Source organism: Blautia sp. OF09-25XD (assembly GCF_003482095.1).
Classification (GTDB): Bacteria; Bacillota; Clostridia; order Lachnospirales; family Lachnospiraceae; genus Fusicatenibacter; species Fusicatenibacter saccharivorans.
The window spans coordinates 106006-127281 of the sequence record NZ_QUMG01000010.1 but is presented as its reverse complement, the minus strand read 5'-3'; the positions used below and the strand labels follow the sequence as shown (position 1 = coordinate 127281).

Annotated in this window: 24 protein-coding genes; 11 read left to right on the top strand and 13 right to left on the bottom strand. The window is 47.5% G+C overall.

The features are described 5' to 3' along the window. Nucleotides 1-62: 62 nt before the first annotated feature. The 6 genes from DXA93_RS10120 to DXA93_RS10095 all read right to left on the bottom strand — a co-directional run bounded on the left by DXA93_RS10120 (nucleotide 63) and on the right by DXA93_RS10095 (nucleotide 7399). Nucleotides 63-1070 carry an ABC transporter permease gene (locus DXA93_RS10120; protein ID WP_118719850.1) on the bottom strand — a complete coding sequence of 336 codons (1008 nt, stop codon included), beginning with the start codon at nucleotides 1068-1070 and terminating at the stop codon, nucleotides 63-65. Then, the gene (locus DXA93_RS10115; RefSeq protein WP_118719852.1) at nucleotides 1067-1972 is read right to left on the bottom strand and encodes an ATP-binding cassette domain-containing protein; all 906 of its coding nucleotides are present in this window, start codon (nucleotides 1970-1972) and stop codon (nucleotides 1067-1069) included. The genes DXA93_RS10120 and DXA93_RS10115 overlap by 4 nt, the downstream gene beginning before the upstream one ends. Further along, nucleotides 1962-2978 (bottom strand): ABC transporter ATP-binding protein, encoded by a 1017-nt coding sequence (locus DXA93_RS10110; RefSeq protein ID WP_119208224.1) that lies wholly within the window; start codon nucleotides 2976-2978, stop codon nucleotides 1962-1964. The genes DXA93_RS10115 and DXA93_RS10110 overlap by 11 nt, the downstream gene beginning before the upstream one ends. Before the next feature lie 64 nt (nucleotides 2979-3042). After that, a complete protein-coding gene (locus tag DXA93_RS10105; protein WP_173815266.1) occupies nucleotides 3043-4644 on the bottom strand; it encodes an ABC transporter substrate-binding protein in 1602 nt (533 codons plus the stop codon). 359 nt (nucleotides 4645-5003) lie between these two features. Further along, nucleotides 5004-6191, bottom strand: a complete 1188-nt coding sequence (locus tag DXA93_RS10100; RefSeq protein WP_118699754.1) for a hypothetical protein — start codon at nucleotides 6189-6191, stop codon at nucleotides 5004-5006. Between the two features lie 95 nt (nucleotides 6192-6286). Next, nucleotides 6287-7399 (bottom strand): M20/M25/M40 family metallo-hydrolase, encoded by a 1113-nt coding sequence (locus DXA93_RS10095; RefSeq protein ID WP_119208219.1) that lies wholly within the window; start codon nucleotides 7397-7399, stop codon nucleotides 6287-6289. Nucleotides 7400-7541: 142 nt separating this feature from the next. Here DXA93_RS10095 and DXA93_RS10090 point away from each other — a divergent pair, with 142 nt between their 5' ends. Further along, complete coding sequence (locus DXA93_RS10090) at nucleotides 7542-8828, top strand: hypothetical protein (RefSeq protein WP_119208215.1); 1287 nt, start codon at nucleotides 7542-7544, stop codon at nucleotides 8826-8828. A 23-nt stretch (nucleotides 8829-8851) separates the two neighbouring features. Then, on the top strand, nucleotides 8852-10009 hold the full coding sequence (locus DXA93_RS10085) for a M20/M25/M40 family metallo-hydrolase (RefSeq protein ID WP_055227862.1): 1158 nt from the start codon (nucleotides 8852-8854) through the stop codon (nucleotides 10007-10009). A gap of 127 nt (nucleotides 10010-10136) precedes the next feature. Here the strand turns inward: DXA93_RS10085 and DXA93_RS10080 are convergent, their stop codons facing one another. After that, nucleotides 10137-10610 (bottom strand): hypothetical protein, encoded by a 474-nt coding sequence (locus tag DXA93_RS10080; protein WP_119208212.1) that lies wholly within the window; start codon nucleotides 10608-10610, stop codon nucleotides 10137-10139. Nucleotides 10611-10836: 226 nt separating this feature from the next. Between DXA93_RS10080 and DXA93_RS10075 the strand changes: the two genes are divergently transcribed. The 4 genes from DXA93_RS10075 (at nucleotide 10837) to DXA93_RS10060 (ending at nucleotide 11910) form a co-directional block, all read left to right on the top strand. Beyond that, nucleotides 10837-11019 (top strand): FeoA family protein, encoded by a 183-nt coding sequence (locus tag DXA93_RS10075; protein ID WP_117801888.1) that lies wholly within the window; start codon nucleotides 10837-10839, stop codon nucleotides 11017-11019. Continuing rightward, nucleotides 11019-11303, top strand: coding sequence for a hypothetical protein (locus tag DXA93_RS10070; protein ID WP_119208210.1), 285 nt, complete (start codon nucleotides 11019-11021; stop codon nucleotides 11301-11303). Before DXA93_RS10075 ends, DXA93_RS10070 begins: the two co-directional genes overlap by 1 nt. Beyond that, a complete protein-coding gene (locus DXA93_RS20595) occupies nucleotides 11270-11389 on the top strand; it encodes an EAL domain-containing protein (protein WP_119208208.1) in 120 nt (39 codons plus the stop codon). Before DXA93_RS10070 ends, DXA93_RS20595 begins: the two co-directional genes overlap by 34 nt. Before the next feature lie 101 nt (nucleotides 11390-11490). Then, on the top strand, nucleotides 11491-11910 hold the full coding sequence (locus DXA93_RS10060) for a MerR family transcriptional regulator (RefSeq protein ID WP_330427318.1): 420 nt from the start codon (nucleotides 11491-11493) through the stop codon (nucleotides 11908-11910). A 107-nt stretch (nucleotides 11911-12017) separates the two neighbouring features. On the opposite strand, the gene DXA93_RS10055 is transcribed toward DXA93_RS10060, so the two are convergent. From DXA93_RS10055 to DXA93_RS10035, 5 genes are all read right to left on the bottom strand, one after another. Next, nucleotides 12018-12218: a hypothetical protein gene (locus tag DXA93_RS10055; RefSeq protein WP_117801885.1), complete on the bottom strand. Its 201-nt coding sequence runs from the start codon at nucleotides 12216-12218 to the stop codon at nucleotides 12018-12020. A gap of 62 nt (nucleotides 12219-12280) precedes the next feature. Next, complete coding sequence (locus DXA93_RS10050; protein WP_226906349.1) at nucleotides 12281-13186, bottom strand: SIR2 family NAD-dependent protein deacylase; 906 nt, start codon at nucleotides 13184-13186, stop codon at nucleotides 12281-12283. Between the two features lie 52 nt (nucleotides 13187-13238). Continuing rightward, nucleotides 13239-14021: a protein-ADP-ribose hydrolase gene (locus tag DXA93_RS10045; protein WP_118601282.1), complete on the bottom strand. Its 783-nt coding sequence runs from the start codon at nucleotides 14019-14021 to the stop codon at nucleotides 13239-13241. A gap of 79 nt (nucleotides 14022-14100) precedes the next feature. Next, a complete protein-coding gene (locus tag DXA93_RS10040; protein WP_117801883.1) occupies nucleotides 14101-14712 on the bottom strand; it encodes a pyridoxamine 5'-phosphate oxidase family protein in 612 nt (203 codons plus the stop codon). 46 nt (nucleotides 14713-14758) lie between these two features. Further along, nucleotides 14759-15154, bottom strand: a complete 396-nt coding sequence (locus DXA93_RS10035) for a pyridoxamine 5'-phosphate oxidase family protein (RefSeq protein ID WP_117801882.1) — start codon at nucleotides 15152-15154, stop codon at nucleotides 14759-14761. Between the two features lie 265 nt (nucleotides 15155-15419). On the opposite strand from DXA93_RS10035, the gene DXA93_RS10030 reads away from it, so the two are divergent. Next, on the top strand, nucleotides 15420-15788 hold the full coding sequence (locus DXA93_RS10030; protein WP_117801881.1) for a winged helix-turn-helix transcriptional regulator: 369 nt from the start codon (nucleotides 15420-15422) through the stop codon (nucleotides 15786-15788). A gap of 67 nt (nucleotides 15789-15855) precedes the next feature. Here DXA93_RS10030 and DXA93_RS10025 read toward each other — a convergent pair whose 3' ends face one another. After that, the gene (locus DXA93_RS10025) at nucleotides 15856-17901 is read right to left on the bottom strand and encodes a beta-galactosidase (protein WP_119208203.1); all 2046 of its coding nucleotides are present in this window, start codon (nucleotides 17899-17901) and stop codon (nucleotides 15856-15858) included. Between the two features lie 341 nt (nucleotides 17902-18242). Here DXA93_RS10025 and DXA93_RS10020 point away from each other — a divergent pair, with 341 nt between their 5' ends. The 4 genes from DXA93_RS10020 to DXA93_RS10005 all read left to right on the top strand — a co-directional run bounded on the left by DXA93_RS10020 (nucleotide 18243) and on the right by DXA93_RS10005 (nucleotide 21266). Beyond that, entirely contained in the window at nucleotides 18243-18482 is a 240-nt protein-coding gene (locus DXA93_RS10020; protein ID WP_006859036.1) for a DUF6061 family protein, read from the top strand. Nucleotides 18483-18731: 249 nt separating this feature from the next. After that, a complete protein-coding gene (locus DXA93_RS10015; RefSeq protein ID WP_009265522.1) occupies nucleotides 18732-19421 on the top strand; it encodes a response regulator transcription factor in 690 nt (229 codons plus the stop codon). Then, on the top strand, nucleotides 19418-20449 hold the full coding sequence (locus tag DXA93_RS10010; RefSeq protein WP_006859034.1) for a sensor histidine kinase: 1032 nt from the start codon (nucleotides 19418-19420) through the stop codon (nucleotides 20447-20449). Before DXA93_RS10015 ends, DXA93_RS10010 begins: the two co-directional genes overlap by 4 nt. A gap of 151 nt (nucleotides 20450-20600) precedes the next feature. Further along, the gene (locus DXA93_RS10005; protein ID WP_006859033.1) at nucleotides 20601-21266 is read left to right on the top strand and encodes an ABC transporter ATP-binding protein; all 666 of its coding nucleotides are present in this window, start codon (nucleotides 20601-20603) and stop codon (nucleotides 21264-21266) included. Nucleotides 21267-21276 lie beyond the last annotated feature (10 nt).

The window sequence follows — 21276 nt, the reverse complement described above, 5'->3', positions numbered from 1 at the left end:
TTCTGCTTCTGTTTTTTCTGCAGGCCTCTCTCCTGCAAATTGAAATAATTGTGTTTTTTCTGTCACAGCATCATTACCTCCGATGTTTCTGCCGCTTCTTTCTCCCGCATCCGCGGATCAATTCTCTCGTTGATGATCTGTGCCGCCATATTGCACAGAATCACAACGATTCCGGACATCAGGCAAAGCAGCATCAGAAGATTGTAATCTTTGTACCGTGCGCTCTCATACGCCAGCGTTCCGATACCGGGATACGAGAAAACCGTTTCTACAATATAGGTTCCCCCCAGCACATGCGGAACAGAAATGGCCATGATGCCAAGATACGACGGAATCGTATTCCGCAGGCAATGCCGGAACAGAACCGTCTTTCGTTTCAGCCCCTTGGCTCTTGCCAGAAGCACATACTCTTCCCGCACTTCATCCAGAATTTTATTGCGGATCATGTATGCGTAATACCACAAATGACTCAGCACTACGACCGTCATCGGCAGGATCAGATGACAGACACGGTCAGAAAAATCTGCCTGTTTTCCAACAGAGTAGGCACCGGAACTCGGCAGCCATTTGAGCTGCATGGAAAAAACAAGAATCAGAAGCAGCGACAGCCAGAATTCCGGAATACATCCCGTGATGGTTCCCACCTTACAGATGATGCGGTCCAGCCATGTGTCTTCCTTCCATGCACAGAGAATTCCAAGAAGCAGCGCGAGGGTGAAAATCAGCAGAAACCCAATGCCGCCAAGCACCAGCGTATTTCCAATTCTTCCCTCGATCACGCGCGTTACATCCATTTTATATTTGTACGAAATTCCGAAATCCCCATGCAGCGCATTGCCTGCCCAGCGAATATACTGTACGGAAATGGGATCATTCAATCCCAATTTTTCTTCGGCCCACGCTCTTTCTTCGGGCGTCATTTTTTCCACGCGGTCTCCGTAATATGATACCAGCGGATCTCCCGGCGCAAGCCTTGAAATATAAAATACGAGCACAGACAGCAGCAGAACACTTGCCAGAAATGCCGCTGCCTTTTTCCCATAATAAAGTACTCTGTTCCGGCTTTTCATGTCGCATCGCCTCCCTCCATCAGCACAAAATGGTCTTTTTCCACTTCCTGTAGGGTTCCTTTCCGGGAGAATTCCATATTGGCAAAATCCGGAACGGCTCTCGCCCGTTCCCTTCGCGGATCCGGAATCGGAATGGCCGCGATCAGCGCTTTTGTATACGGATGCAGCGGATTTTGAAACACGGCTCCTGCCGGACCGGTTTCCACCAGCTTTCCATGATACATCACACCTACTCTGTCACACAAAAATTCGACCATATCCAGATCGTGTGCAATGAACAGGATCGAAAAGCCATGCTCCTTCTGCAAATGGCGGAACAGATTCACAATCTGCGCCTGGATCGACGCGTCCAGCGATGCAATCGGCTCATCTGCTACCAGAAGCTCCGGCTCCATCGTCAGAGCCCGTGCAATCGCAACGCGCTGCCGCTGTCCGCCGGATAATTCTCCCGGATATTTTTTCAGATATTCCGGATCCAGCCCCACGTATTTCATCTGGAATCTGGCTTCCTCCTCATAGCTTCCCCGCAGCGGCCGGATTTTCTGCACGCGCATCGGCTCCTCAATAATGTCGCGGACCTTCATCCTCTGATTCAGACTGGAACCGGAATCCTGAAAAATCATCTGGCGTGTCGTCTGCAGCATTTTTTTATTTTTCCGGAACTGGCCTCTGTCGCAGGTATCAATCCCTTTATAATAAATCTGGCCGGCATATGGCTGATAAATATTCATCACACAGCGTGCAGCGGTAGATTTTCCGGAACCGGATTCTCCTACCAGTCCAAAAATTTCTCCTCTTCGAATCTGAAACGATACATCATCGACTGCCTTGACTGCTGTTTTCCGAGACAGTGGAAAAATATGGGTCAGATGACGCACATCCAGCAAAATCTCATGTTCCATCTGTGTTTCCTCCTATCGGCGGCACAACCTTCGGTGCTCTCTCATCCAGCAGCCATGTTGCCGCATAATGGCTGTCTGTGACCCGGAACATCGGCGGCTCCTCCTCAAAATCAATTTCCAGCGCATAAGCATTGCGGCTGGCAAAGGCATCGCCTTTCGGCGGATGGAGAAGAGACGGCGGCATTCCCGGGATAGACGGCAGGCTTTCTTTTCCCCTCGAAAACGCCGGTATGGAACGCAGCAGTCCCCACGTATACGGATGACGGGGATCATAAAAAATCTCATCCACGGTCCCGATCTCTACGATTTTTCCTGCATACATGACCGCTACCCGGTCTGCGATCCGCGCTACAACGCCAAGGTCATGTGTGACAAAGACCGTCGCCGTTCCCAGTTTTTTCTGAATTTCCCGAAGCAGGTCCAGAATCTGTGCCTGAATCGTCACATCCAGCGCTGTCGTCGGCTCATCAGCAAACAGAATTTCCGGATTGCCCGCCAGCGCAATCGCCAGTACGATCCGCTGCCGCATTCCGCCGGAAAAGTGATACGGATATGCCTTTTTCCGCTCTTCTGCCTGCTCGATTCCCACCAGCTGCATCAGTTCTGTCACTCTCTGTTCCACTTCTTCTTTTCCCATGTCTTTCTGATGCGCCCGCACTGCCTCTGCAATCTGCGCTCCGACTGTCATCGTCGGATTTAAGGAAGTCATCGGATTCTGGAAAACCATCGAGAACAGTTTTCCCCGCAGTTCCCGCATTCTTCGCTCCCCGTATCCTGCAATTTCTTCTCCATTGACCAGAATTTTTCCGTTTTTGATCTTTGCATTCTCCGGCAGCAGCTTCATAATGCTTTTGCAGAGCACACTTTTTCCGCAGCCTGACTCGCCTACAACAGCGAGCACCTCACCTGCACTCAGGGAAAAGCTGACATCGCGGACCGCCTGTACTTCCCCCTCATCCGTAAAAAAGCTGACGGAAAGATGTTCCACTTTTAATCGTTCCTTCATTCCGTTTTTCTCCTGTACAGACAAAAAGGAGGTAACCATACCTCCTTCGTCTGCTTTTTTGTTTTTATTCTTCGATTGTCCAGTCCTGAATATTCCAGAAAATACCAACGCCGTGGTGGCCCAGCACCGTGTCTTTGGAAATTCCCTGAATACCGGAATCTGCCACATAATTTGCATCAATATAACAGATGAATGCATAGGCCGGATCTTCTGCCAGTTCTTCCTGGAATTTTCCGTAATATTCTTTCCGCACTTCCGGATCGTCACTCTGGCGGGCAAGAGACAGATACTCATCTACTTTTTCATTGGAATAGCTCGAATAATTCGCCCCTTTGTCCGTGCCGAAAACTTTATATGTATGATCGTCCGCATCGAACGGGCTTCCCCAGCCGATCAGGCAGGCCATCTGTCCGCCCCAGTCCATCTGTGCCGGAATTTCTACGGTACAGTTGATTCCGGTTTCCCGGAGCTGCTGTGCTGCTGCCTGGGCAATATCAATGCGGTCCTGCTCACCGGACATCACGCTGATGACAAAACCGATTTCTTCGCCGTCCCGCTCATAGAAACCATCGCTGTTTCTGGTGCATCCGGCCGCTTCCAGAATTTCCTGTGCTTTTTCCGGATTGTAATCATAATGTTCTACGTTTTCGTTATTGTAAATGTTCCGCTGCAGCGGACTGTATGCCGCCATTCCCTCGCCAAGAAGCACAGAATCGATAATGGCCTGGCGGTCAATCGAATAACAGACGGCCGGAATGATATCCCTGTTTTTCGTCCAGTAATCATTCGCAAAGTTAAATAAGATTCCGCGGTAATCTGCCGTTGTCATGTCGTAGCAGGTAAAACCGTCTTTTTCTTTGAAATTCTGCGCATTTTTCGGGTCAAGCAGCGCCAGATCCAGTTCGCCGGATTCCAGCTGCATTGCCTGTGCATTATCATCCGGTACAATTTTGAAAATGACCTTGTCAATCTTTGGTGCACCGAGGTAATAATCTTCATTTTTTACCAGAACAATCGACTGGCCCTCGTCCCAGCTCTCCAGTTTATACGGGCCGGTTCCAACCGGTGCACGGAAGAAATCCGATTCCTGCATGTTTTCACCTTCCAGCAGGTGCTTCGGCAGGATGGCCATCGTCATGTATTCCAGGAAAGCCACGTTCGGCTCGGAAAGGCGGAAGGAAACGGTGCTGTCATCTATAACTGTAATCTCTTCTACATCCTCATAATTTGGTGCATTTTCAGATCCGTTTTCCGGATCCATGATCGCTTCGATGGTGAATTTCACATCGTCCGCCGTAAATTTTTCTCCATCATGCCATTGGATGCCGTCCCGGATATGAAAGGTGTAGGTGCAGGTTTCTGCATCGTACTCCCATTTTTCTGCCAGACCCGGAACAATGTTGTCATCCGCATCGTGTGCGGTCAGTCCGTTGAACAGCAGTAGATTAATTTCACCGTGCTCATCCATCGCCGGATTAATCCTGGTATAATCAGCAGAACCGTAAACCAGGGTTGTCTCTGCCTCCCCTGTCTGGCCGGAAGAAGCTTCCGTCTCTGTTTTCGACAAATCTGTACTGTTGCTGTTTTTCCCGCTGTCCTGACCGCATGCCGCAAGGGATGCTGCAAGAGACACCATCAGCATCAAAGATAATATTTTCTTTTTCATCCTTTTCCTCCCATTTTCAGACCGTTTTTACCCGGACTGACCGCTTTTTTGCTTTGTACTCCCATGATCTGCGCGCCTGATCCATGTACTGTTCGTTCATTATATTTGATATTTCAGGCTCTCACAAGCCGGGTGGGGGGATATTTTTTCCTTTTCCCGTAAAGTCAATTGTCTCTCCATCTTTCTCTCCAGTTCCGGCCTGCTGCCCGGCATGGAAGCACAAGAAAGAATCCTGCCCGGAGGGCTTTTTAATTTACAGGAAAATTCAACGAAATTTCCTGTAAATCAAAAAATGACCTTGCGCAGGGGATCGTTCCTCTGCATCAAGGTCATTTTAACTTTCGTATTTTTGTCGAATTTTACAGCATGTTAATGACAAATCCAGCCAGCATCGTCGAAAGAACGGTGATAACCGTAATTCCTCCCACGACATACGGCACATTCAGCGTATCTTCGATAAACGCTTTCTCCTCCGGTGTCTCTCCGACTGCATCGCCGACCTCGCGGCAGATGACTACGTTGCTCGGGAATCCGAGGAACTGCTCGACACCGATGCCGACTGCCAGGTCTTTGTCGCCCACGAGTTTCCAGGTCGGAAGAACCCAGCCAACCAGTGCAACACCGATCAGCGCTGCGGCGAACAGAACGATTGTCTGGAATGCCATGGTGCCGAGATCGCTTAAGGAAACTTTCGCCAGGGACGGGATGATGGAACCGAAGACAGCAATCATCATGAGGCCGTAGGAGTTCGATTTCTGCAGCGGTTTCGTCGGAACGAGTCCTGAAGCAACACAGACAACGCCGAGAAGCAGAGCCCAGATGCTGTAGTTGATCGGGGTCAGATCGCCAAGAATATGGGCAACCCAGGAACCGGCTGCCACGAGTGCCATCATGACGTTGGCAGAATACCATTCTTTATGTTTGTCTGCAAAGAAAACTTTTGCGGAAGCACCCTTTCCGGTCTCCTGCTTTTGGAACTGTGTCGGATTCTCGCGGTACGCTTTCAGCAGTTTCTTTCCATAGCGGATACCCATCGCAGATGCGATCGGCGCACCGACGAATTTCTGTACGGAATAGATGACTGCACAGAGTGCTGCTGCCGTTGCCAGCCCTTTTTCTGCTGCGGCGCTTGCCATCAGCGAAGTCGCCATTGCCGCACCGTTGATAACCGGCATGCCGACGAGCACAGTGTCAAATCCGATGATCGGGGATGCCAGAAGCATCACAAGGCAGGACGCCAGCATACAGAGTGCCGCCATTAATACGGTTCTCCACTCTTCGATCAGCTGTTTCACGTTCAGGGTCGTACCCATGTTGAACAGTACTATCGCGATTGCCAGTTTCGATAACGCCGTAAGGCCTCCCTGGTCGATGATGTCCGCCGGGAACAGTTTCGTCAGAAAGCCTACCAGGAACAGAAGCATGACGACCATCATTCCGGACAGCTTTCCTTTTGTAATTTTACCGACAATGTCGCCGAGTGCAAACACGATCAGAACAATCATGAAGCTGGAGAACATTGCGTTGTTTGTTAAAATCTCAGCCATTTCTTTTTCTCCCTTACTCTTTTTAATTTGAAATTATACATAATTTTCTTTTATTTTGCAAGTTTTATCCAGTTTTTATTTTATATTTTGCATATTTATGCAATCCTTCCAATTATCCGCGCCACAAGCTCTCCGGCATGATAGAAGTCATCGAGATACAGATATTCTTCGGTCGAATGATTCTTGAAATATCCTGTTGCGATACCGACACAGGTGATTCCCTTCTGATTGAAAATATTGCCGTCCATACCGCCGCCTCCGCCGTTGATCTGCGGTTCGATTCCCATCTCTTTCAGGGATTCCGTGACGATCTGAATCATCTCGGAATCCTCCGGGATGAAGAACGGCAGGAAGGTGTTTTCTCTTTTAAATTCCACACGCGCACCGCGCTTTTCTGCGATTTCACGGCAGTGCGACTGGAAATACGCTTCATAGCGGTCGAGTTTTTCTCCCGACCGGCTCCGCATCTCTCCGCGCAGGATTGCGTGGTCGCAGACAACGTTCATTGCCTCGCATGTTTTGGACCAGAGGTGAGAAAAGTTCGACGTTGTATTTTCATCCAGTCTTCCCGTCTCCATCGTTGCGAGCATTTCCGCCATAATTTTTGCCGCATCAATGCCTTTCTCCGGCTCATTTCCCGCATGGGCTGCCTTGCCGAAAACCTGTGCTTCCAGAAGGGCACGGCCCGGCGCACCATTTACAATTCGGCCGATGCGTCCCGGGGAGTCGAGCACATACATCGTTTTTGATGTCAGCAGGCTTACATCGAATGCTTTCGCACCGTACAGACCGGCCTCCTCGCCGACCGTAAAGAGGATCTCCAGTTTCGGAAGCGCCTTCCCGGATTCAATCGCCTGACGCACGCCCTCTAAAATGGCTGCCACACCGGACAGATCATCCGCCGCCAGAATCGTGTCGCCCGAAGAACGAAGGATTCCATCCTCCTCCACCGGTTTGATTCCAATGCCGCCCGGCACACGGTCCATATGGGAACAGAAACAGACAACACCGTCCCGCTCTCCTTCCCGAACCGCCAGAATATTGCCGCACACGCCGCCAAACGTAGCCCCGGCCTCATCCCGCGTAATCGCAAATCCCATCTGCTCCAGTTTTTTCACCAGATGCTCTGCAATCTCCGTCTCCTGACCGCTCGACACATCAATCCGCATCAATTCGGTCAGTTCATCTAACATACGTTGATTTTTCATTTCTTTTCCACTCTCCATTCTTGAAAAAAATTTTCAAAAACAATTCTTCTACATCTTACCATTTGCCTTTCGTCCTTAATAGGTGTAAAATTATGCCATAATTCATTTTTATGTCTTTAATTCTCGGAAAGGAATTTTATATATGAAAATCGGCGTAACAGGTTCTGACCATATCTGCGACAGGATTCAGAAAACGCTGGAGAAGCGCATGCCGGACCTTGAAGTGGTCTACCGGCGTTCCAACGATTACCGGTACGGTCTGGAAGCGGCTGCCCAGTTTCAGAAAGGGAAAGTATCCGGCATTATTTTTACTGGGCCGACCAACTATCACTATGCTTTAAAGCGGCTGGAGCCAAACGTTCCCTGGACCTTTCTTCCGCACAATCAGGCTTCCATCTTAAAAGCGCTGGCAGAATCTGCTGTCCGTTATTCCTGCGTGCCGGATGTCATCAGTATCGATATGTATGAGGAACAGCTTGTGCAGGGAACGCTGGAAGAGATCGGCATTTCCAATGGCCGCGTCCTTGTGGCACACGGCTCTTCTCCCAATCAGGGCGATTTTCAGGATGCCCTCACGGATTTTCACCGTTACAACTATTTTCACAACGGGGCAAAAATCTGCTTTACCAACATGGAAAAAACGTATGAGGCACTGTCGGCAGAAGGCATTCCCTGCATCCGCATCTCGGTTTCCGAGGATGTAATTCTGGAACAGGTTTATCATCTTCAGTTTCTGGAAAATACGGCGCAGAAGAACCGCGGGCAGAGTGCTTCCGTGCAGATCTATTTTGATTATTCCTTTGATCAGGAGACGGATCTTTCGCTCCGGGAATGGGAGAAGGTTCATTATCAGAATGAGATGCGCGAGCTGATCTACTCTGCCGCCCACCGCATGGGGGCTGCTGCGTTCTCCGAGGGCGCTTCTATTTTTTATATCATGTCATCCCGTCCGGTTCTGATGCGGGAATTTATTCAGAACGGGGAATATCAGAAGATTCTGTTTCACGGACAGCAGACGCCGCACAACCGGCTGTGGATCGGCATCGGCTACGGTGATACTCCCATGGGGGCGAAATCCCGCGCGGCAATGGCGCTCAACCACTCGATCGCGGACCGCTCCGGCGCGAACTATATTGCGGAGGATGAGCATCAGTTTACCGAAATTAAGATCGATGACCCGACCGATCACACGGCGTATCTTCTGCACCGGCTTCACATCAGCAGCAGTACGTATGAAAAACTGAAAGAGATTCTGCGGTCACATGATCAGGTAATCACTTCCGCACAGCTCGCTGCAGATATGGGGATCACGGAGCGGAGCGCCAACCGGCTGATTCTGCGGCTGGAACAGGAAAACTGTGTGACCACGATCGGCAAAATCAGCGGCGGCAGGGGACGGCCGGCACGGATTATGAAAATCACTTTATAAAACATAAGAAATGGAGAATGTTTATGGATAAAAGAACGGAACAGGCATTTGCCTATCTCGAGAAAAACGAACACAGTATGATGGAGCTGCTGAAAAATCTTGTCTCCATTGAAACACCTTCGGCTGATCGCGAGGCGAATGAGCGGATTGCGGCGCATCTCGATACGTACTGTGATGCGCTCGGCATGGAGCGTCAGATTCATCACTTTGAGAAGGCTGGCCCGACGTTTGCCGCGTGGACCCGGCCGCAGGAAAAGAAGCCGATTCTTCTGCTTGGGCATATGGATACAGTTCATGCGGTTGGAAAGTTCGGCCCGGAACCGTTTCTTGTGAAGGATGACCGCGTGTACGGTCCAGGCGTTTATGACATGAAGGGCGGCGATGTGATCGCGCTGTTTGTGCTCCGCGCACTGAATGCGGTCGGGTATGAGGACAGACAGATCAAACTGGTGCTCACCGGTGATGAGGAAGTCGCCCATGCATTTTCCCACGGCGAGGCCGGAAAGCTTGTCGAGCAGTATGCCAGCGGCTGTGAGGCGGCTTTTAATCTGGAATCGGGCTACACCAGCGGCGAAGTGACTACGAGAAGAAACGGCGGCGCGATCATTCGCGTGAAAGTAAAGGGCAAAGCGGCTCATGCAGGAAAGGAGCCGCAGAAAGGCGCGAGTGCGATTCTGCAGGCGGCGCGCATGATTACAGAGATTGAGAGCCGCTCGGTGTTCGGCTATCTTTCCTTCAACTGCGGCCGTATTTCAGGCGGAACCGGAGCCAATGTCATCCCGGATTCCTGTGAGTTTTCCATCGGTATCCGATACGCGGCAAATGCGCAGTATGAAGAAGCCATCGCTTTCTTAAAAAATCTCTGCGAACACGTTACCGTTCCTGGCACAAGCTGCACCATGGAACAGAACGGCTACTACCCCGCCATGGAAATGGTCGACGGTGCCGACCGCCTCCTCTCCCTCTATCAGGAAAGCTGTAAACTCCTCGGCGAACCAATCCCGCAGGGCATCCAGCAGAGCGGCTGCTCCGACACCTCCTTCGTCACCCGCATCGGAATCCCCGCCCTCTGCAGCCTCGGTATCCAGGGCGCAGGCGCACATTCACTTGATGAGTATGCGATTCCGTCCTCACTGCTCGTGCAGTGCAAGAAACTGGTGGCCACGATTTTGGCGATGTAAAATGCTATGCGGTTCTTGACAAAACAGGAAAGTCATTTTAGCATAAAAAAAGAAACGGGTTTTTTGTCCGGTAAGCTCATCGTGAGCCGAGGGAGTTGCTCGTTTCTTTTTTATTATCTTATTTTCTTTACCCAATCACATCCGTAACCGCATTCACCGCTTTCGCCACAAAGCTGATCGTCTTTTCGCTGAACACTTCCCCGTCTTTTGAGATCGAAACGTGTGCCAGTCCGATCTCATCTTTCTCGCTCGCTTCGGTGCTGCCCATGAGGGTTGTCCATTTGATATGGACATCGTCGGCAGTGATGGCGTGGTCGCATATTACGATGTATTGTGCTTCATCGAACAGCGGCGAATTGGATTCCGCATAGACGATGATGTCGTTGTTTTTTTCCTGATAGACGCGCACGGTATAATTTACCAGGTCTTTTTCATCCGTAATATAGTCCTTGTTCGGCGATACGGTTTCTTCGCAGATCAGGCTTGCATCTTTTGGAATGGTATTCTTCTCTTTCGTTTTGGTCATCCCGATCATCAGCATACAGTTGCAGAGCGCTGCGATCAGAACTGCAAGCAGCAGGATTTTTATTCTATGTTTCATTGTTTTCTCTTCCTTTTCCCATGTCATAGTTTGTCACTGATGTTTCATTTCCATTATACATGATTCCCCCAAAATAAAAAACGTTAAAATACGTCCGTCCCCATAAAAGCTTTTTTGAAAAAATTTCTCAAAGAAAAAGTTTTCCATTTTGTTCCAAATATGTTATGCTATACTATCCGTTAGACAATTCTAACTTGATGCACTCTCGCAATAAAGGAGGTCCTGCATGCCTTTAAATTTAACCGTTTTCAATCAGTTTTACGCCATCAATAAAATCTGCGGCCAGGAAAAGCAGCGTCATTATCTGGAGTCGCTTGGGTTTGTTCCCGGGGCCAGGATTTCGATTCTAAAGAAAAAATTTTTACGCTTCTCAATAACAGAAGCGAAGAAAAACAGTACGCCTTTCTGATGACGGATGTCGACAATTTTCATCTGCTCAACGATTACTGGGGTTATGAGACGGGTACGAACATTCTGAATTTCATCCTGAAAAAGCTGGAACTCTTTCCGCAGACACTCTTTGTGAACCGCTATCACTCCGATATCTTTGTCGGCATTATCGATATCACCTGGCAGGATCCGGCGTGGTGCGGGAAAAGATTTCCGCCTATCACAAGCAGGCGATCCGCTTCTTCCACGATCGGAATATCCGCATTTCCATGGACGATTTCGGATCGGGGTATTCTTCTTTGAATTCGCTGAAGGATATTCTTTTTGATGAAGTCAAGATCGACAAACATTTCCTCTCGGCGGGCCTTTCCGAAAAAGGAAAAATTTGAAGAGCTGATCGCTTGACAAAGTCCGAATTCTATACTATGGTCATCTTACCCGGTAGTTACTACCGATTCAATTCTGTTATCAACTTTGTTGGGAGGTATGCATGATGTATTCCATGAAAGAAGCCTGCGTTCAGACAGACATGTCGTATGAAACCCTGAAATTTTACTGCAAAGAAGGCCTCGTCCCGAACGTAAAACGCGACAGCCACAACTACCGCGTTTTCGACGACCGCGACATCAAATGGATCCAGAGCCTCGGCTGCCTGAAGCGCTGCGGCATGACGCTGGCGGAAATGAAAGAATATCTCGCCTACTGCCTCGAAGGTCCATCCTCCATTCCGGAGCGTAAAGAAATTCTCGCGGTAAAAAAAGAAGCGCTGCTCGCATCGATGGAAAAACTGCAGAAAGCCATCGATTATATCGACTGGAAACAGAATTTTTACGATGATGTCCTGTCGGGAAAAATCGAATATCACAGCAATCTGATTTCCGATGAAGAGATTGCACAGAAGGCACAGTAGTCCTTCCTATCCTATGCAAAAAACGGCGCCGATCTTTTTACAGATCAGTGCCGTTTTCTCATTTTTTCTCTTCTTTCCTCCACCGTCTCCATGCATCGTCTGTGGAGCTATTCATTTACTTCGGCTGCGGTCCGCATACTCTGTCCGAAATCGACGATGTGCCACAGGATTTTTGCTCCCAGGATAAAGGATCCGTAGATGGCTGCATCCAGCGGGCCGTACCAGAAATGCCAGTAATGTGCCAGCGGCAGCAATGTGATTTCCAGCAGGCAGGTATGCAACTCTGTTGAATTTATCTCGTCAATCATGTCATCATCTCGTCACGTAAGTGACGTGATTAATTTTCTCGAATATTATATGTTTTTCCGTCTCAGATCCGATCCAGCACTTCCCCAATATCCCCTTTAATGCACACCGCTCTGTCACGGATCAGATCCGGGACACGCATATCGCTGGTGTTGATGCAGACATAAAGATTATCTTTATCTTCTGCTGTCATGCTGAAAAATGGATATTTGATGATTCCCGGCGTGTTGTATCCCACGCCGAGTTCCAGATACAGGATATGGCCTCTGTTGTGACGAAGCAGGAAATCGATGCGTCGGCTGGATGCCTCATGCCAGCCTTTATCTTCCACAAACGTGTCATCCGCGCGCAGATTCATGCTCATCGGTTTTCCGCAGTGTGGGCAGTACGGCACCAGTTCGGATGGGATCCGCATGCTCAGGTTTCCGTTCTCCGGCGGAACAAGGCTTCCGTCTTCCAGGATCTGATACCCCTGGGCAAGCAGCATCTTTCGAATGATTTCTTCATTGTCATACTTTTCCTTGCAGCACGGCTCAGAGCACTGAAACAGGCCGTAATCTCCCTGCGTGTAAAACAAACGGTTTTTATCAAATCCGGCTTTCTGGAAGCAGTGGTCTACATTTGTGGTGATGACAAAATAGCTCTTATTTTTCATCAGGCTGAGCAGTTTCTGGTAAACCGGTTTTGGCGCGTCCTGATAACGGTTGATGTAAATGTATCTGCTCCAGTACGCCCAGTATTCTTCCAGCGTATCGTAAGGGTAGAAGCCGCCAGAATACATATCGTGGAAACCGTATTTCTGTTCAAAATCTGCAAAATATTTCCGGAACCGCTCACCGCTGTAGGTAAATCCGGCCGATGTCGAAAGCCCAGCCCCGGCTCCTATTAAAATCGTGTTTTTTTCCTGCAGTGCGGTGCGAAAACGCTCCATCTTTTTTTCAAATTCTCTTTCTTTCCAACTTTCAAACATCACAAATTCACCTCTTCTTTTCTTTCTGCTTTTGTTCCCCATTCTTCAGCGATTACTTTTCTCCCAGCAGCTCCTCATAAATCTCCCGGTCGCGGTCCTTGAACACGTTGAAAATGACCTTCTCCACGCTCGTCTCTTTCTGCGCCAGAAACTCTTTCACCGTCGCAACGGCAATCTCCGCTGCTTTCTCGTTCGGAAAATGAAATTCTCCAGTGGAAATGCAGCAGAACGCCACGCTTTTCAGTCCGTTCTCCGCCGCAAGTGACAGGCACGACCGATAGCAGTCCGCCAGCTGCCGGCAGTGTGTTTCCGTCAGATGGCCGCCCACAATCGGTCCAACCGTGTGGAGCACATAGCGGCACGGCAGATTATACGCCGGCGTGATTTTCGCCTGCCCCGTCGGCTCCGCATGGCCCTGCGCTTCCATCATCTCCTCGCAGTACAGCCGAAGCTGCACACCCGCAAACGTATGGATGCAGTTGTCAATGCACCGGTGATTCGGCACGTAACAGCCAGTCATCCCGCTGTTCGCCGCATTCACAATCGCATCGCACCGGAGCGCGGTGATATCGCCCTGCCAGAGATACAGCCCCTGCTGCACCGGCGTAAGGTCGTCGACATTCGTCACGCCCTTTTTTGCCGTCTCCTCCTGCAGATACGCATCCTGAATGTTCAGAAATTCTGCACTGCTCTTTTTCACCATGCGCACATTCATCAGCCCCCGCAGAAGCTGTCTCTGCCCGGTGCTGTCAGACGGAATCTGCATTCCGCGGTACTCCCGGCTCTCTTCCAGCAATGACTGGATCAGAAAATTTCTTCGTTCACTCTGGTTCATGTTATTCCCTCATTTCCATCGTTTCTATAGACTTTATCTTATCACTATTCCCATAAAATCTGTAGCTAAAATAAGGGGACTACTGCCCTCTTTTGCGAATCGTTCCTCTCGGACACGTCTCCGCGCATCGGCCGCAGTGCAGGCACTGGTGCTGGTCGATGACGGCCGGGATGCGGGTGATGTCGATGCATTTCTGCGGACAGACTGAAAAACAGAGCTTGCAGCCAATGCATTCGTTTCCCACCTCGTACCCAGCCATCGACTGCTCTGCGCCGCCGATCAGGATCGTGTCCCGCACGATATGCGACGGATCGCTGATGTCGAAGTATTCTCCCTCGGCCTCGTACACGCGGAACACCTCAAGTGCCGCGCGTGTATCGCCGGGATAAATTTTCTGCATGTATGGATTTTTTCCGAAAATTTCATCCAGCTTTTCACTGTGGATGTTCTGGATTCTGCCGCGGAGAGAGACTGCTTTTTTATCTTTCGTCGCAGAAATTGCCACATAGCCCTGCTCCATGAGCTGTGCATAAAAGGCTTTTCCTTTTGCCGTCAGAAAATACACTCCTTTCTTGTCCCACAGCATCATATCGATCACACGGGTCTGTGGATGACCGTCTGCACCGATCGTCGCCATCGTGGTTGAGTGCATCTCCTCTACTAACATCTTCAGATAATCATTTCTCTCCATAGCGGCAGATTCCTTTCTCTTTTTACTTCAAATTCATAGCGACAGATTAAAACTCGTACGGCGGGTTTCCGGAAAAGTCTGCGATTACACCGTGTGCATTGTTCAGATAGAATACCTCGAAAATCGGGTTGTCAGCGGTTTGGTACTGGCCTTTTACAATCGGATTTCCCATGCACATTTCTTTTGCAGCCATATTGTTTTCAAATACAGCTTTTCCGTTCAGACGGATCCATGCATAGGATGGGCTGGAAGTGGAAATTTCAATTTCCGGATTTGCCAGCATATCTTTATAAACATCTTTTGTGTTGTTGGTACAAAACCACAGTTTTCCTTCCATTTCGCCAATAAACATAAACGGACGGCATTTTGCTTTTCCATCGCGTCCTACAGTTGCTAAATACTGTACTGGGTTTTCTTTTAAGAATTCTACTACTTTACTCATGATGATGTCCTCCATTTTCGTTTTTTGATTTTGTTTTTGAGCTTGTTTCTTATGATTTGGTTTCGGCCTTTTTCGAATGCGCTCCAGACCTTTTTTCTCGAAAGGATTGCTTTTTTCTTTCGATGGCTTTATAATAAGCCCAAAGCGTCTTAACGTAAAGTAAGCACAATATTATGCTGTAGTTACCAAAAGGAAACTATTGTGTAAATACAAGGTTTTCCGTGCTTACTTTTACAAGAAAATCTTTATGAAATGGAGGTTTTTTATGTCAGTTTCTGAAAAAAACGCAATATCTTTAGCCGATCTCCCGGCCTGCCCGGTAGAGACTACCTTAACCTTAATCAGTGATAAATGGAAAGTCCTGATTCTCCGTGATCTGATGCCGGGCACCAAACGTTTTGGCGAACTAAAAAAATCCATCGGTCACGTTTCCCAGAAGGTTCTGACGAGCCAGCTCCGTCAGATGGAACAGAGCGGGCTCGTCAGCCGTAAAGTTTATGCAGAAGTTCCGCCGCGGGTAGAATATACCCTCACCGACCTGGGCTACAGCCTACAGCCAATCATGGATGCCATGTGGAGCTGGGGAGAAAATTATAAGAAAAAACTCTCCGCCGAAGAATCCGAAACCGCCTGATATTCGTTTGTTTTTTGCAAAAAAAATGTCTCAAAACCAGTCTTTTGTTTTGAGACATTTTTATTTTCTATTTTTCCCGGAAATTCGGACTGTTTTCTTTCAGCACCACTGTTTCCCAGCTTCCGATTGTTCCATCATACTGTCCGTTCCACACCGGATACTGTTCGACCGGAAGTTTGATTTCCACGGCATTCCGATTAAAGTTCTGTACGAACACATACCGGATTCCATTCTTTTCGCGCGTTGTAACCTCCACGCCATCCGGAATCTCTTTCACCACCGATGTGACACCTGCTTCTTCTGCCAGTTTTCCGCAGAGCTCATCGTACAGACCCTGTTCAAAACCGGCACAGATCTGATATGCTTTTCCTGCGCCATACTGGTTTTCTGTCAGTGCAGGCATTCCTGCATAAAAATCTTTTCCATAAGTCATCAGCACTTCTGCTGTCGATGGTTTCACCAGTTCACAGAGATTGCTGCACCGGTACGTCCGGGTCAGATGCAGACGGTTTTGCGGGACCGGAACTCCTTCGTTCCATTCCCCATCGTACAGGCCGTCAATCTCCATGCTCCGAAGTCCCATTACATCCAGCAGTCCGTGCGGCGTTCCGCCAAGGAAACAAAGATCCGTCTCATCTACAATTCCGGACCAGTACGTTGCCAGGAAAGTGCCGCCTCCGGCCACAAACTGCCGTACTTTTTCCACCCATCCTTCCCGCTGCAGATAAACCACAGGCGCTGCCACGATCTGATAGTCCGAAAGACCCTGCGTTTCATCGATGACATCAACATCCAGGCCGAGTCTGCGGAAGGCGCGGTATGATTTTTCCACGGTTTCTTTGTAAAACAGGCCCTGATTCCGTGGCCCTGCCGCATCTTCCAGTGCCCACCGGTTTTCGGTGTCATAAATCACAGCCACTTTCGGACTGCAGATGGCACCGGAAAGTTCCTGCATCTGCGCCAGGGTTTCTCCTACCTTTGTCACTTCCCGGAATACACGGGTGTCATCTCCTCCATAATGGTCTATCACCGCTCCATGAAACTTTTCGGAAGCTCCACGGCTCTGGCGCATCTGGAAATACAGGACGCTGTCTGATCCGTGCGCCACGGCCTGCATGGATGCGGCGTGCAGCATGCCCGGCTTTTTCAGTTTGCTGACCGGCTGCCAGTTTGTTGCGGACGGACAGCTCTCCATCAGATAAAACGGCTTTTTCTGGATACTGCGCATGATATCATGCTGCATCGCCGTATCTGCTGCCGTAACTGCTTCCGCTTCTTTGTGCCAGGTCGGATAATTGTCCCAGGAAACAAAATCAACAATGTCGGCAAACTTGTGATAATCCAGTCCCTTGAAATCATACATCATATTGATGGTCGTAGGCTGTTTGGCACCGGCATCCCGCAGCGCGCTGATCTCCCATTTCACAAAATCGGCTGTCTGATCTGTTACAAATCGTTTCCAGTCCAGATTCAGTCCGTGCAGCGATGCGTCTCCTTTTGGCGACGGACTCTCCACCTGATCAAAACTCTGGTATGTATGACTCCAGAACGCCGTGTTCCATGCATGGTTTAAGGCCTGTAAACTGCCATATTTTCGTTTTACCCAGTTCCGAAATGCCTCCTGGCAGAGCGGACAATGGCACTCTCCGCCTAGTTCATTCGAAATATGCCATGCAATGACACCTGGATGATCCCTGAACGCTTCTGCCAGTTTTGTATTGATCTTTCTCGTTTTTTCCCGGTACACCGGCGAGGTATAGCAATGGTTATGACGCTCTCCGTACAGATTTCTCTGCCGCATCGCATCCATGCGGAGTACTTCCGGATATTTCTGTGCCATCCAGCGCGGTCTTGCCGCTGTCGGTGTAGCCATCATGACAGAAATTCCATTTTCATACAGGCGGTCTACCATTTTTTTGAGCCATTCCAGATCAAACACGCCTTCTTCCGGCTCCAGGAATGCCCAGGAAAAGATGCCGAGGGAAACTTCATTTATTTTCGCTTTTTTGAAATACGCAAGATCCTGTTCCAGAATTTCCGGATATTCCAGCCATTGTTCCGGATTGTAATCTCCGCCATGCAGAAGTTTTCCAAAATTTATATTCTGTCTCATGAAAATCTCCTTTTATTCTCAAATGCCTCGGAATGTAAAGGTAAATTCCAGTTGATATTTCACATATTTTAGGAAATTTAATAACTGTTATATTTGATTATCAAATTCTTCGCAAACCCTTGAAAATACTAAGTTTGTAGCAAGTGAACTTTCCCTTACTCTTTCCCTTGTGTTACATTTTCCCATTGCTTTTCATGAACCTTAATATGGGAAAAATTAAGGGAAAGAAAATTTCATAACACAATATAACATATAACAATAACGACATGGTGAACTGATTGAAATGTTTTCGATATTTAACTCTGTAACTGATTATCAAAAGAAAATGGAGATAAGATACGATGAGAACAATTTATGCAGAATATAATATAAACCACGATAGTATTGATGTTTACACAAGTGCTGGATATATGCTTCGCATTGATTGCTGGGAAGCTGAAAAAAATTTAAAAACCACATATGGATCAGAATGTGCGCTTACTTCATTGGCTGTGGATGAGCCTTTGGAATATGCAAGATTATATCTTGATGGCAATTTACAGATGTGGGTGGATACAGAAGATTCATTAGAACTTTATTAAGCAAGAAGTGAGATAGTGTTGTAGGGAGTTTCCTGTAGTTAAAGATACCACACCCGATATGATGAACCCACGCTTATACACTACCAGCTATGATAAAAGAAAGGACAGCAATTTGACACTGCTGTCCTTTCTTTTATAAAATTGCAGTACACAGAAAAAAGCTGTAAAATGAAAAATATATTTGTCCTTGTAACAATTCTCGGACATTTGCCTGTTATACTATCTGCAAAAAGAAAAGGAAGTGATAATATGAAGCATATTTTAATTGTCGAAGATGATAATCTTTTGAATAAAACGCTTACTTATAATTTGGAATTGGACGGTTACACAATAACTTCTGTTCTGAATGCAAGGACAGCCGCTGAATCATTAAAAACAAACATTTTTGATTTGGTATTGCTGGATATAAATTTACCAGACGGAAATGGTTATGACCTATGCCGTCTTATCAAGCCAGAGCATCCTGATACAGTAGTTATATTTCTAACTGCCAACGATCAGGAAAGCAATCAGATACGGGGATATGAAGCTGGTGCAGTGGATTATATCACGAAACCTTTTTCGATTAGTGCTTTGCAGCGAAAAATCAAAGCCATGTTCGCTATGTTGGAGCATCACAAACCAGCTAAGGATATTTACGAGGATGGTAGCTTGTTTCTGGATTTTTCGGAACAATTTGCAAGTTTGAACGGGAAACCATTAGCACTTTCTGCGATGGAATATAAAATGTTGAACCTATTTCTTAAAAATCCGAAGCAGGTACTTACTCGCCAACAATTTTTAGAAAAACTGTGGGATGTTGATGAAAAATATGTAGATGAACATACCCTTACTACTTCTATCAGCCGTATTCGCAGTAAGATTGAAGCGGATGGCGACACATATATCAAAACGGTTTATGGTATGGGGTATCAATGGACAGGAGGCGAAAAGAAATGAATCTGAATAACCTTTCTGCTAAGAAAATTTGTAGACTGGTTAGTGCTGGCATGGTTTTCTCTATGCTGGTAATTACCGGTATTTTCGGCGGTATAATGCAGGATATACGAATTTTTATAGTGGGTGGAACATTGACACTCTGTGCGTTTTTCTGGATTTGGCTATTGGTGCTGATTTTTGGAAAACGCCTTTCTCATTTTACTTCTAATTTGTGCCGGACGCTGGACAACATGATTGATGGAAACGAGGAATTACAAAAGTCAAATGATAGTGAAACTCTTTTTGCCCGTATCAACCACCGCTTAATTCGGTTGTATGAGATTATGCAGAAAAACCGGCACAAGGTAGACATGGAACGACAGGAGCTTCAAATGCTGATTTCTGATATTTCACATCAAGTTAAAACGCCTGTCAGCAATTTGCAAATGGTAACGGACACACTTTTAACAAAGCCTGTTTCAGAAGAAGAACGGATGGACTTTTTACAAGGCATACGTAGTCAGACTGATAAACTGGATTTTCTGTTCCAAGCACTGGTTAAAACGTCCCGGTTGGAAACCGGAGCAATACGATTAGAAAAGAAAGACAGCAGCTTATTCCATACGCTTGCACAAGCCATGAGCAGTATTGTATATGCCGCAGAGAAAAAAGAAATTGCTGTATCCGTGGATTGCCCGGAAAATTTGATAATCTCCCATGACAGCAAGTGGACAAGCGAAGCCCTTTTCAATCTGCTGGACAATGCAGTAAAATACACTCCGTCAGGTGGAAAGATTTCTGTATCAGTGGTTCAGTGGGAAATGTACGTAGAGGTCAAAGTGACCGACACCGGCAAGGGCATTTCAGAAAGCAATCAGGCTGCCATCTTCCGGCGCTTCTATCGTGAGGAAGAAGTACACGATCAACAGGGTGTGGGAATAGGTTTGTATTTGGCTCGTGAGATTGTAACAAGGCAAGGGGGCTATATCAAGGTTGTTTCAGAGCTGAGGCAAGGCTCAGAATTTTCTATTATGCTTCCTGTAAGGTAAGATATAACCACTTTTTTTGAAATGTCCGAGCGTTGTAACATTTCACTCTGATTTTCGATAAAAATTTTTTCTATCTCGGACATTTGTGTAACATTTGTGGTTTACAATGGCTTTATCAACAGATAGAAAGCCTTGAAAGGAGCATTTGAATATGAGCATTTTACAAACAATCGACTTAAAGAAGTATTACGGCACAGAACCAAATATTACTCGTGCCCTTAATGGTGTAAATTTTACTGTGGAACAGGGAGAATTTGTTGCCGTAGTTGGAACTTCCGGCAGCGGTAAGTCTACATTGCTTCACATGATGGGAGGACTTGATACCCCCACTTCCGGCAGCGTGATTGTACGGGGAGAAGAACTCGCAAAAAAGAATGATGATGAATTGACAATTTTCCGCCGTCGTAACATCGGATTTATCTTCCAAAATTATAATCTGGTTCCGATTTTGAATGTATATGAAAATATCGTCCTGCCTGTGGAACTGGATGGCGATACAGTAGACCAGAAATTTATGGACGAAGTTGTGTATATGTTGGCTTTAGAAGATAAACTGGAAAATATGCCGAACAATCTTTCAGGCGGTCAACAGCAACGTGTAGCGATTGCACGAGCTTTAATTACGAAGCCTGCGATTATCCTTGCTGATGAACCGACCGGAAATCTTGATAGCAAGACCAGTGCAGATGTGTTAGGGCTTTTGAAGCATACCAGCGGAGAATTTAATCAGACCATTGTAATGATTACTCACAACAACGAGATCGCTCAACTCGCAGACCGCATTGTACGGATTGAAGATGGTAAAATTGTTGGCTAAAGGAGGTGGG